The organism is Levilactobacillus sp. FUA 3915 (genome assembly GCF_044053135.1).
In the GTDB taxonomy this organism is placed as follows: Bacteria; Bacillota; Bacilli; order Lactobacillales; family Lactobacillaceae; genus Levilactobacillus; species Levilactobacillus lanxiensis.
Genome location: NZ_CP168704.1, coordinates 1,710,954 through 1,723,281, shown reverse-complemented (window position 1 = coordinate 1,723,281; position 12,328 = coordinate 1,710,954). Strand labels below are relative to the sequence as shown.

The following is a 12,328-nucleotide window of genomic DNA, read 5'->3' as shown; positions in this document are numbered from 1 at the left end:
ATGACAATTCCGACTGCGATTACGAATTTTATCACCACGACTAATAACGCTGATTCAACCGGCTTCGTTGCACTTTTCACCTCCGACGCTGTCCTGAATGATTGGGGCACTGAATACCACGGACCTAGTGGCATTGCGAAATGGAATCAAACCGACAACATCGGTAAGCAATCTCACTTCGAACTCGTCGACGCCACCCAAAATGACAATGGTAGCTGGACGGTCAACTTAACCGTTAGTGGTAATGGCTTTAACGGTACTAGCCCCTTCCAAATGACGGTTGTGGGTGAGCAGTTACAAAGTGTGCAGATTTTACCAGATTAAAATAAAAATGCTCGTCACCTGGAAAAGGATGATGAGCATTTTTTAGACCCAATGTAACTCTTGGTCATTTTTAAAATTCAAATCTAGTTTTTTCTACGACGCTTTTCCAATCCCGTAGAAAGCCCTAATAGTGTGAGAGATAAAGTGCCAATAGTGGCTAACCACGCACCATCAGCCTCGCTCGTCTGTGGCAAGGTCGTTGCCGCCTGCATAGCGGTCACATTATTTTGCCCTGTGGCATAACGTGAGACCTTCACCGTCGCACTAGCCCTGTTGAATCCCGCTTGCATAGACGAGCTAGACTGCGTTTGCGTTGGCACTTGTCGGTGACTAGCCATAATCGTCCCGGCATCCCCGCCGTTACTCAACGACAGCTTCGTACTCTTGGTTCCCTGGGTGCTCGTGGCCCGTTTCACGGCAGCAGCCACCTTGACGCTGGTCACGACTGGTGAGTGTCCAGTTGTCTGGCTTGTCGGTAAATCAGTGTCAGCTTTTGGCTTCGTCGTTTTCGTCGGCGTTACCGGCTTGGTTGCCTGATTAGGTTTACTCGTCGTTCCCGTCTCACCTGGATTGACCGGTGTTGTCGGATCAGTCCCACCCGTGCTCGTACCCGGATTCGTGGTGCCACCAGTCGTTGCCTTGGCACTAACGGTCACCGTTCCCTTGTCAGTCGTCGAATGGCCAACACCTTGAGAATCTGTGAAGCTGTACACCACACTGTAGGTTCCAGGCGTACTGGTCATTATCCCAGGAGTAACGGTATCCCCTTTGTCATTTGTAATTGTTGTCGTCACATTAGTCACAAATTCCCCATTAACATCGGTCGCTACCACCGTATCGGGCGTCCACGTATCACCAACCGTCAGTGTTGTTGACGTTGGCGTATAAGTGATTGCGGCTTGATTGGCATTAACACTCACCGTCGCCACAGCCGAGGCACTAATCGACCCACTCGTGTAGGTATAAGTAATCTGGTAAGTTCCTACTTGTGACAGATCATCCAGCGTCGCATTGGTCGTCGTGCCATCATCGTTGACCCGCTTAACGTCTGAAACACCTGACTGATCAATCGTTAAAGGACTGCCATTAGCGTCCGTGCCGGTAAAGTTATCCGCCGCCTGCCAGCCATTCTTGCCAGCGTAAATTTCCGTATCGTTAGCGGTCACAGAGATGGGCGAATCAATCACAAATAGCGTGGTCGTGGCCTGATGTACAGTTCCATCTTGGTCGGTGAATTTGTAAACCAACGCATAGTTACCCGGATGTGTCGTGTCCACCGCTGCTACTGTCGGGTCGTCTAAATTCGTGATTGAAACGGTAATCTTACTAGGGTCGACCGTCGTACCATCGACATCGGTGGCAGTAACTAGATTGGTCGCTGGCGTCCAGGCGGAACCGGTGGGGATGGACTTGTTGGTGACGTCTAGTTTTGCTTGGCTATCACTATCTGCTGGATTGAGATATACCGTATAAGTAGAACCAAGAACCCCAGCGGCTGTAATGTTCTTAGCATCCGCAACAGATGGATTTAACGTCATCGTATCCGTTGCCGTTCCTGAGCTAACTGCCATGTCGCTTGAATATTTACTAGTATCTAACCCAGAAATACTCGAGGCTAACGCGGACAACGATAGGATATCACTACGATTATAGGTCGTTCCATCTTGGCTAACAGGAGAATTTATTGTACCCAATGTTTCACCGGTAGTTCCATCAACAATGTTATAAACATCATGTACATTAACGTGCACATAAGTTAGCAAAGGTAGTGCTGTGCTATTAGAACTGTGTGCAGCTCCGTTCATAGAAAGCCCCGCAATATTTTCGTCAGGTGCGTCAATGCCTAGAGCTTCCTTAGCATTAATACTTGGATACGATCCTGATGATACGACCTTGTTTCCAACACCTGCAAATACAATTCCTTCTGTACCTAAGTCATTATAACCAGAAGCATTTAGATTTAAGGTACTTGGGGTACTTGCATCGTCTGCTCCGGTATGAATTAACATTTTAAACACGGGCCAAGTAGGACGAAGTTTGTTTTGGGCTTTTGCAGTTGCTCCTGTATTAGGTAAAAAATAAAATACCTGTCGCCCATCACTAGTATCTGATAATCTGTATGCCGTCAATGATGTAAAATTATCAAAATATTGGGAAAACTCGCCATTCCCTGAAACGGTTGGAATGAAATTATCAGCGGCCGTTTGTGCGTCAGCTAGCGTACTGGTAATTGACGTTGGCAAAACTAAATAAAATCCCCAAAGCTGAACATTGAGGGTGGTTAGTTTTTCCGTATTATACGGATAGACCGTCACTTCTGCAATCGCATTATACAAGACAAACTTACTCTCAGTTGTCACAAAAAAATTTGAATAACCATATTCCGTCGTATCTTGGTTAGTAACTGGTGGTGTAATGTTTTTTCCTGCAGTAATCACATCCCCATTAGAGGCAATCGTGTCCCCACTAGCCGTCGCGGAATCATCAGCAGCCACCGAAGTATCCTCAACTACCGTATCTGTTGGCAAAACTGCCGCGGCCGGAGCGACCATTCGACTAGAAATGGCAAACGAGCGGGCAGCTAGCTTGGCAGCCTTGCTACCTGCTGGTTCAGCTGAAGAACCCGCTTCACTGGTGCCTTGGCTGTCCGCTAATGAGCCGGCTGCTCCAGCACTGTTAGCAACGCTGCTCGCAGAACTTGGCGCCGGAGTGGCAGCACTGTTGACCCGACTTGCTACGGAACTTGGTGCCGGTTGGGCACTTGAGTCCGCCTGACTCCCAACCGAAGACGCTACTGGTGCTGCAGAACTCGCTGCACTACTGGCCGCTGAGCTAGCCACCGAGGACCCACTTGAGGGTGTCGCCGACGATTGTGGCAAGACCACTTCTGCGGCAGAGGACGCCGCACTACTGCTGACCTCACCCGTACTATCCGCATTAGACTGATCTCCCGTCGCTGCCTGCCCCACAACACTAGTCATCAACAGGCCACCAAAAAGGGCCAGCGTCGTAATGCCACTGGTCAGCCATAGTTTCCCTGCCTTATAAAGTTTGTAATGTGTTTTTCCAGTTGCTGTTCCTACCCGTTGCCAGTTCTTCCTAGCCATCATGATTGACTCCCGCTTTCCCCTCACTCGCTCAGTATGCCGTCTGGGTTTGTCTTTAGTGATAGAACAAGTTGTTATTGAATAAGTTTTATATATTGATTATTTCTATATGTGTTAACCTTACCACAAAAGGAAAATTAATAAACTAATATACCGTGCAGATTCAGTCCCATAAAGTCTTGTATCCCAATGTTTTACCTTCCTACCGCTCTTTTAAGACCAAGCTATACTTGTCATGGTTTAAGCTTAATTTAAGTTTCGAATCAGCACTCCCCTAACTTAGTAACACCTGAAATACTCAGTAAATTGAACAAGACCTCACAACAAAAAGACCGACCCCCATTTTCCAGAGTCGGTCTACTTAGTTAATCCGCGTTATTTCAGGTAAAGCTTTTGCAGCTTCGTTTGATCCGCCTTTGTCAGTCCCAAGCCCTTTTGCAGGTACTTATCTACTGACCCATACTTCTTGTTGATGGCGGAGAAGGCCGCGTTCAAATAGGACTTCTTAACACTCATCATGTCAGTCATCATCTTGATGGTGGCGGCGTCTGCGCCCTTATCTTTCAATTGTTGAATGGCGGCCTTGTTGCTGGTGGCCAGGTACTTATTGGATAACAGATAGTCGTTCATAACCGTCTTGCGGTTCACGCCTAAGGCACTCAAAACCAAGGCAGTCCCGACACCCGTCCGATCCTTGCCGGCAGTACAGTGCCAAAGCACAGCCTGGCCCTTAGGGTTCTTCAACAGCACCTTGAACATTTTCTTGTAGGCCGTCTGCCCCTGCTTAGTCATAACCATGGCCTTGTAGCCGTCCTGCATGACCTTGTTGCCATCCTTGCTAGTCAGAGAGAACTGTTGGGAAACGTCCTTCACGACCGGGTCGAACACGTAGTTCACGCCAGACATTTTCACATCAGGATCCTTGGCCGCTTCCGCCTTGGAGCGCAAATCAATATCAGTCCGGACATGGTAAGTCTTCTTCAGCTTCTGAACGTCCGCCTTGGTCAGCTTGTTTAAAGCCGCTGCCCGTAACAGCACGTGGGCCTTGACCGTCTTACCCATCTTGGTCCGGTACCCGCCTAGGTCACGAACGTTGACGGCCCCTTTCAGCTTGATTTGCGAACCGGCCTTGGTGCTGGCACTGGTCGTCACCGCGTGCGTGGCTGCTTGAACGGGCGTGACCACAACCTGGGCACCCAACCCCAGCGTGACCAGCAAAGTTCCCAACGAAAGTCCTAACCGTAACTTAGATTTCAACATAATCTACCTCCTAATTTTTACTCCGAAATCAGGATAACAAGCTACTGTAGATTTTTGATGTAAATGCTGTAAAGGTCTTGTAGTCGTCTGATTACAATTTTTATAATCAGTGCCACTGTCAATTCCGTTACTTTTTTTAAAATCTGAGAAGTCACAGTCCATTGACTTTTCAACCCCTTTTCAGGTATTTTCGCTTAAAGTGAAAAGGGTCACACAAAGGTAATAAGTAACTGCCATTTTCCGCGTCATAACAGCTATCGGTGTATTTTCACACTATTATTTAGACGACAGCTAAACCGGCAACGGGGATAATCGGTTTCGCCAATTAACTACCATTTAATATAACTGTTTTATGTTATTATTAAACTATCAATGAAACACACGACCGCGTCCGTTTTCTCGGATTTGCTTCTGACATCCCCTGCCACGGCCACTGTGTAGGATAGGAGCAGACTCTTATGAAACAAGCACACACACCGACCACGACCAAGGTCCATTACAAGCTTTACAAGGCTGGTAAATTCTGGCTAGTTGGCACACTGGCCACGGTATCTTTGGTGGCTGGTCTGGCGGTCACCAACTCTGCTCAAGCAGATACGACTACGAACACTAATTTAGACGCAACGGACAGCTCAGTTGAATCGGAAATGAGTTCTACCGATAGCAAAGCTGTTGTCCTTCCGAAATCAACGGATTCCTCAACTACCAAGTCCGACACCGACGACACCAAGACTAGTAACGCCGACGAAACGACCACTCCCGCAACTAGTAAAGGAACTGATCCATCTGATAACGGAACTAGTGAGCCGGCCTCAGATAATTCTGACTCAACTAATTCAAAGAACACTACGCAGAATTCAGAAACTGAGTCTCCCGCAAACGCTACTGCTACAAGTACCTCTAACGTTCAATCAACCACACAATCTTTAAATACCAGCAAAGTTAATAATACGCCTGCTGACTCATCAACTAATACAAACACTTTAAAGATTCCAGCACAAACAGGTAAGTCCGCTGCCGTCTTGGCTTCCAGTGGTCTAACTGTGAAGAAGTCTGTCGATTCACTAATGAAGTCTCGTTTAGCACCAGTCTCCCTTGCGCACACAGCTGTTACGCCTGTCGTCGAATCCGATAATACTGATACAACGACCCCTGCTGACAGTAGCTTCACCCTTGGACCTTTATCTAACTTTTACCTTAATATTAAGGGACAATACCTCCCATACAATGCCGTTGCCTCTGCAAATCTCTATCCATATGACACAGAGCACTGGACGGCTGGTCAGAAACTGTTTAATTTCTATATCGTACTCCCCGAATCCATCACATCTACCCAAGCAGATATGCAAGCGGGTGCTACAAACTACGTAAACGACTTAAAAGAGGATGAAGGTGGCTATATTCAGATTGACTCATTAACAGTCACAAGATTAGCTGATGCCAATGGACGTCAAATCTATTGCTTCCAACCGGATGCCAATGCTTTTGCTAAAAAGGCTGGTGACACACGGTCAACTAGCGGCCTGACTGGTGGCCAACCTTCCTTAAGGGTCAAGCTCCAGACAACTAATAACAGAGATTATAAGTCGATTACTGCTAATAATCCGGCCGGCCAATCGACTCCAAGTAATGACGTTATCTTTGCTGGAATTGGTAATGATAAAAGTGCTTATTCCACTTCCACAAATGGAGACTATACCGTCTATTCCTCAAGTGATATTGGTAATGACTTAAAAGATGCATATGTGGTTGGTATTACCGCTACTGCGTACGAAAAAAAACTTCAATACACCACTGTCAACGTCACTGATCACTTTGTCGTTTATAATTCAGCGGACCCTTCAAAGTATGGGACCACCTATGGAGCTCCCCTCCCTATTGCAACTGGTGCCACTGGCATTACCTACAATCCACAGGAACTTACGTCTACCACTAAAGACACGACAGATGGATCAGCAACCTACTTTGCCCCTAGCTATTCAATGAACCCAGATGACATCAAGTCATCGAGAATCAATAAAACGCTGTACTGGCTCCCTACTCTGAAGTATATGGGAACCTCAGATAACATTGATGAAAATGCTGCTATCCCCACATCAGTCACGTTTGAACCGAAAAGTCTCGATTTATCTGTAAACACGTCTAACGGTAATACATTCGTTTTCTACATCGATCCCATCAAGACCCAGCTAACGGCTTCCCCAAATGAAACGCTCTCTGCTACAACGGGCACCTGGGATCCTCTCACACATCTTGGTTTCACTTCCCCAACAGGACTTGATTATGATTCTTCATCTAAACTCACAACAAGCGAAGGTAATCTGACTGTCAAAATAGATTTCACGCCTAAAGGGGACGCAACTAGCAGTCTAGTATCTAAGGTTGACACCTCAAAGGCTGGGACTTATGTTGTCACCTACAGCTACAAGGATGCTCAAGGCAATGTCACAGGAACTGATGAGGCACCCATCTCAACCTCTATCACGATTACTAATTCAGCTAGCATCAGCACCAGTTCTAAGCCAGCTGAATTAGTCGTAGGCCAAGACTGGAATCCTAATACTGTCGTCAGCTTAACAGACATCGATGGACAGCCACTCGTCAGTTTAACAGATACCGACGGACAGCCAGTCACACCATCTGCTGATAACTTACAAGTTACTTCCGTGGAGAACCCTGATAAAAGTAAAGGTACTACGGTCAATACAGATGTTCCAGGAACTTACACCGTCAACTACACGTATACGGACTCAGCAGGAACAGGCCACCCTGCGACTGCTACGGTTAAAGTGACAAGTAAAAGCCAACTTACCGCACAAGATACGCGTACAACCGCTGGCGTAAAGTGGTCACCAGCAGAGGCTATCACCTCATTAACCGCTGCAAATGGCACTCCAGTCACACCAACCGATTCAGACATCACCGTTACCAACAAAGACGGTTTGTCAGTCGATACCAGTAAGCCTGGCACCTACACCGTCATTTACCACTATACCGACCCGACTACAAAACTGGATGTCGTCTCTGACCCCGTCACGTTGACCATCGACCCCGCCCCAACAACTGGCGGCTCCGACACCAACACCGGCACAACCGCGCCGGACAACGGCGAAACGCCAACCACACCGACGACGCCTGTCAAGCCAACTAATCCAGCCAAAACGACGAAGCCAGCGAAGACGGTTCGTCCGGTGAAGCCAGTCACTGTCAAGGGAGTCGCTATCAAGGATCCACCAATCAAAGCTATCGGTGAGCCACAGTACACCCCAGGCATTCAGACGGGCGTTACTGTCAACAACGCACCCCTTTCCGGTGGTGAAGCTGCCGCGGCTCTGGAAAATCAGAACGGCCAAGCTAATCCGGCAACCGTGTTATCACAGGCCCAAGCCGACCAGTTAGCCGCTGAACGAGAGACTGCACGTGAGGCCGCTGCTCGTAACACTAACAACGCCAACCAGCAGGATCAACAGAACCAACCGACTGACGGCACTAACGCCACTACCACGTTGCCGCAAACTAATGACCAACCCGCCACCTGGACCGCCCAACTCGGCGTCCTCCTATTGGGATTGGCCGGTGCACTGGGTTTCCGGCGCAAGCGTAACTAATTTCACATACACGAAACGTGTGACCCTAGACCTATTCGGCTGTGGTCACGCGTTTTTTTGACGGTTGGCTTACGTGCGTCCACCTCATTGTGATAACATTAATTTAAGCTCTAAAATTTTAGGAGGTCTTGGGTATGACGGATCGTTTACAGAATAAAACCGCGTTGATTACCGGGGGTGCCGGTGGCATTGGGATTGGCATTGCGAAATGCTACCTGCGTGAAGGGGCGCGGATAATTTTGACGGATTTGAATGAAAGCGCTGCCGAGAAGGACTTGGTTCAGGCCAACGACCAGGCGTCATTTGCGAAGCAAGACGTCACCAGCGAGGATACCTGGCAAGCCATTATCGGCGACATCACGGCCAAGTATGGTCAGCTGGATATTCTGGTCAACTGTGCCGGGATTTTGCCCGAAATGAAACCGCTCGATGAGATTACGCTCAGCGAATGGCAACGCGTTATCGATATCAATTTGACCGGGAACTTTTTGGGGATGAAGCACGCCATTAAGGCAATGAAGGCCCACGGCGGCTCGATCATCGACATTTCTTCCATTGCCGGCATGGTCGCCAGTCCCCTGATTTCGTCCTACTCCGCTTCCAAGGGCGGCACCCGCATGCTGACCAAGGCCGCCGCCATCGACGCCACGACCAAGGGCTACAACATCCGCGTCAACTCCGTGCATCCCGGTGTCATCAACACGCCAATGACCAGTGGGCCTAGCGACCAAGTGGCGCAGGTCTCCGCGGCGATTCCGATGAAGCGTGTCGGTCAGCCCCAGGACATTGGTGAAATCTGCGTCTACTTGGGGTCGGATGAATCCAACTACGTGACCGGGTCCGAATTCACCGTTGATGGTGGGTATACCGCTGTTTAATCTCATAAATATTTCCACTCAAAAAAGACCGACTCCCCACAGGAATCGGTCTTTTCGCTTACTTCAACAAGTATTTAGCATCCAACTCATGGTCAAACGACGTCAAAATCTTCGGACCGTCATCCGTGATCACGATGGTGTGCTCGTACTGGCAACTCAGGCTGCCATCGACCGTGCGGATGGTCCAACCATCATCGGCGGGCGCGCTGCATTCCTCGCTCCCCACGTTGATCATGGGTTCGATGGTAATGGTCATCCCCGCCTTCAGCCGGGTGCCGTGACCAGGACGCCCATAGTGGGGCACGTCTGGGTCTTCATGCATGGTCGGCCCAATGCCGTGGCCAATGTAATCGCGTACCACGCCGTAGCCCAATTGATTTTCAGCGTAGTCCTGGATGGCAAAGCCAATGTCGCCGATACGGTTGCCGACAACGGCTTGGTCGATGCCCTTGTACAGGGCCTTCAGCGTCACGTCCATGAGCTTCTCAACCTCGGCGGATGGCTTGCCCACGACGAACGCGTGGCAGGCATCGCTCAGGTAGCCGTCGTAGTCGATGACCGTGTCCATTTTGATCAAGTCGCCCTCGTGAACCAGAATATCCTTGCTGGGGCAACCGTGGCAGATCATGTCGTTGACGCTGACACAGGTCGAGTACTTGTAGCCCTCAAAGTTGAGCTCGCCCGGGGTAGCGCCGTGACCGACGATGTATTCGTAGGAAAAGTGGTCGATGTCCCAGGTGGTGATGCCGGGCTTGATGTAGGCTTCCAGCTCGTGGAAGAGGCCGACCAGAATGTCGCCAGCCGCCTGCATCCCCGCAATTTCACGTTGTGATTTTAATGCTATCATGTTGTTCCTCCTGATGGTTTGATTGCTCTTTTTAGTATACCCCAACCCACATGAAAAGGCTGGCAAACTTCAACCAGCCTCTTGCGTTATTTTTAAAATTAGGAAACGCCATCGATCAGCTGCCAGCCGACGACAATCGTATAATCGCCCACAATGGCATCACTGTTGATCTGCGCCTGCATCCCGGCCTTTTGGCCCCAGCTGCTGGTCACGTCCGTCGTGCCCGTGTCCGTCGCCGTATTGGTATGGGTCATCACGGTCTGTGGTGTCTGATTCAGCGTGACCTCGGTCCCATTCTGGCGTTTATAAACCAGATTCCCCGAGAGCTGGCCATCCGGCGTGGTCGCCTGAGCTGTGGCGTTGGCCTGCAAGGTCCACGCACTCCCGGTGCCACGGGTGTCGACCACGTTAATGGTCCACCCCGCATCCGGCTCAACATCTTGCGCCGAACCGGTCAGTTTGGTGGTAAATTTCGCCTGGTCGGAAACGTTGGCCAACTGGAGCACGCCCATGTTCAGCGTCCAGGTGGCGGCGTCGGAGCTGTTGCCTTCTTCATCGGTTGCCTTCACCGTTAGTGAATTACTACCCGAGGTCAGGTCGGCAGCGGGAATTGTAAAGTTAAACTCCCCTTCGTCATCCGGTTGAGTCGTCAGCGTTTTACCGTTGAGGGTCCCCGTCACGGTAACGTTTCGGTAATCGTAGTCGTCGGGAATGTTGCTCATCCCCACCGTCCCAATCACCTTAGTGTCCTGGTTTGGCTGCACGTTGACCGGGTCGCCACTGAGTTTGTGGATTGAGATCAAGCGGTTCGGTGTCAGGGTAAACGGCACTGTATCGGTACTCAGAATGTCATTTGTACCGTCAAAATTACTGGTTGTGGCGGGCACGGTCGTTTCCTTGGTCACGTCATCGGCCGTCCCCTGTAGCGTAATGCTAGCTTTTGTATTCGAGCTACTCAAGTCTTGCGGCAACGTGTATTTGGCTAGCTGACTGGTTAAATTGTCCCCGGTCAGGGTCGCTACCTGGGTGGCGCCGTAGCTAACGGTCGCCTGGCTAAACGTCAGGTCACGCGGCAGACTGAGCTTAGCCACAATGTTCTTCCAGTCCTGCCGGCCGTTGACGTACCCCAGATTGTAGGTCAATTTAACCTTGTCGTCCGACTTGACCTTGTCCCCACTGGCAATGTCTTTGCCGGTCGTGACATCGGTCAGGGTGTTGGTCGCCGTTGCGTTGACCAGCCCAGGAACCTGTTCAAAAATCACCAAGTTATTTTCCCACTTAGACGAGTCCGTCGTCCCGGTAAAGCCCCAGCGCGTTTCGCCGGAGTCCGTGGTCGTGATGGTGGTCGGGTCATTTCCCCCACCGACTTGACCACCAGGGTCCAAACCAAAGTCGGCCCCCTGGCCCTTCAACGCCTCACCGGTCTGGGGATCCTTGTCGTCGATGGTGTAAGTCATCGTGTTGTACCCGTTCCACGTCAGGGTGATGTGGTGCCATTTACCATCGGATAGACTTAGATTGTTCACAATTCCTCGATGCAACATATTGGGAGATGAAATGCTGGAATCAGCTATATAGGTCTTGGAATCACTAGGATAATTCCAGGCAATGTGTGCGCCGGAAACACTCGCGATATTATCAAAAGAATTACTGAAATCTGCTGCATTATTAGCCGCCTTATTAGCTTCTGTGTCAAATTCCATCGCCCAACTGTGCTGAATCGCTGTTTTCGCTACCGCGTCAGGCGAAATATTGCCGAAGTAACTCGCCCCCCAAACGCCTAAACTCTCCCCCTGGATAGTTGGCGTTCCAGTTAAAAACGCCGTCTGATACTTAGTCGTCGCCGCTAACCCATTGCTATCATTCTGCAAGACGAAGGCCATCCCCTCGCCCGCAGTTCCGGCACTCTGCTTATTGCCAAAGTACATCCACATCGATGCCGTTTCCTGCACGTGCTTGGAGTTCAGTGGAAAGGGATTGTTGTCCGTGGACCAAATGGCACCGGATTGGCCAGCGCCATTCGTCACCTCGACCGCTTGGGTCCCGGAGACACCGGCACTCTCGGGCACATCAACCACCTTGGACTGATTGAATTTCTGTTTGCTCCAAGCCGTCCCGGGCGTAAAAATATTTGCGCTACTGTCGCTAGCATCCTGAATTTTGATGCCTTGGGGCGCCGTGTTTAAAGCATTGTCTAAGTCCGCGTCGGCGTGTGCCACCCCATTGGCACCAATCCCCATTGCCACAATAAACCCTACTAGTCCTAGGCCCCATTGTGTTACCCGCATGTCTGCTCACTCCTTC

7 protein-coding genes are annotated in these 12,328 nt (G+C 50.0%); 3 read left to right on the top strand and 4 right to left on the bottom strand.

Annotation, left to right across the window (positions count from 1 at the left end):
- Entirely contained in the window at positions 1-324 is a 324-nt protein-coding gene (locus ACEPST_RS07995) for a nuclear transport factor 2 family protein (protein WP_204121213.1), read from the top strand.
- Positions 325-407: 83 nt separating this feature from the next.
- Here ACEPST_RS07995 and ACEPST_RS07990 read toward each other — a convergent pair whose 3' ends face one another.
- Together ACEPST_RS07990 and ACEPST_RS07985 are read right to left on the bottom strand one after the other, a co-directional pair.
- Entirely contained in the window at positions 408-3,431 is a 3,024-nt protein-coding gene (locus tag ACEPST_RS07990; RefSeq protein ID WP_204121214.1) for a KxYKxGKxW signal peptide domain-containing protein, read from the bottom strand.
- Positions 3,432-3,806: 375 nt separating this feature from the next.
- Positions 3,807-4,691 carry a tyrosine-protein phosphatase gene (locus ACEPST_RS07985; RefSeq protein ID WP_204121215.1) on the bottom strand — a complete coding sequence of 295 codons (885 nt, stop codon included), beginning with the start codon at positions 4,689-4,691 and terminating at the stop codon, positions 3,807-3,809.
- Positions 4,692-5,149: 458 nt separating this feature from the next.
- Here ACEPST_RS07985 and ACEPST_RS07980 point away from each other — a divergent pair, with 458 nt between their 5' ends.
- Together ACEPST_RS07980 and ACEPST_RS07975 are read left to right on the top strand one after the other, a co-directional pair.
- Positions 5,150-8,299, top strand: coding sequence for a bacterial Ig-like domain-containing protein (locus ACEPST_RS07980; protein WP_204121216.1), 3,150 nt, complete (start codon positions 5,150-5,152; stop codon positions 8,297-8,299).
- 134 nt (positions 8,300-8,433) lie between these two features.
- Complete coding sequence (locus ACEPST_RS07975; RefSeq protein ID WP_204121217.1) at positions 8,434-9,177, top strand: glucose 1-dehydrogenase; 744 nt, start codon at positions 8,434-8,436, stop codon at positions 9,175-9,177.
- A 58-nt stretch (positions 9,178-9,235) separates the two neighbouring features.
- Here ACEPST_RS07975 and map read toward each other — a convergent pair whose 3' ends face one another.
- Together map and ACEPST_RS07965 are read right to left on the bottom strand one after the other, a co-directional pair.
- Entirely contained in the window at positions 9,236-10,024 is a 789-nt protein-coding gene (gene map, locus ACEPST_RS07970) for a type I methionyl aminopeptidase (protein ID WP_204121218.1), read from the bottom strand.
- Between the two features lie 98 nt (positions 10,025-10,122).
- Positions 10,123-12,312, bottom strand: coding sequence for a hypothetical protein (locus ACEPST_RS07965; protein WP_204121219.1), 2,190 nt, complete (start codon positions 12,310-12,312; stop codon positions 10,123-10,125).
- Positions 12,313-12,328: the final 16 nt, after the last annotated feature.